This is a genomic window from Bacillus sp. mrc49 (genome assembly GCF_002803435.1).
The window spans coordinates 1-607 of sequence record NZ_PHNG01000259.1 but is presented as its reverse complement, the minus strand read 5'-3'; the positions used below and the strand labels follow the sequence as shown (position 1 = coordinate 607).

Annotated in this window: 2 pseudogenes; one reads left to right on the top strand and one right to left on the bottom strand. The window is 36.7% G+C overall.

What is annotated here, in order from left to right:
* Positions 1-184: pseudogene (locus CVN76_RS31595) on the bottom strand (type III polyketide synthase); the annotation flags it as partial.
* Between the two features lie 191 nt (positions 185-375).
* Between CVN76_RS31595 and CVN76_RS01855 the strand changes: the two are divergent.
* A pseudogene (locus CVN76_RS01855) lies at positions 376-607 on the top strand (chemotaxis protein CheX); the annotation flags it as partial.

Genomic DNA, 607 nt, shown 5'->3' with positions numbered 1-607 from the left:
CCTTAAACCAATCAAGATCATTGGAAAAATACCGATTCTCTACTTGTCCATTCTTAAAGGCCTTTAGTAACCGTTCAATATTTTTAAAAGAAGGTCCGAAGATCTCCCGTGAAAATTCCATTATTTTATCCTGTGAAAGTAAATATGGCAGCTTTATATGTGAAGCAGATAGTAAATACGGCATGAGCCCACCCCTTATTATTCTTGATATGGATAATATACCCACAAGGACATTTTTTATGCTTCCTAACTAAATGACTACAACTTTTGTTGATCTCTTATATTTTTTCTTAATTCATTAAAATAAATAGGTAAAAAAACCTATTTATTTGGTAAGATAGAGAATAAACCCATACTATCGGAGGATTATATTATATGGAAAGCAACGCTGTTATCACAAAAGTCCTGAATGGAACCATTCTCGCTGTCAAATCGGTCCTTCCTTTCTCGTTGGATATTCAAAAGCCCTCTCTCTTTAGGCAGCCTTTCGAGCAGGAATCCATCAGCGTCCTCATCGGCATGACAGGCGATATTCGTGGAAGGCTGATCATTGAGGGCACAAACGAATGCATCAGTAAAATAGGTGAAAGAATGTTTGGCATGCCAT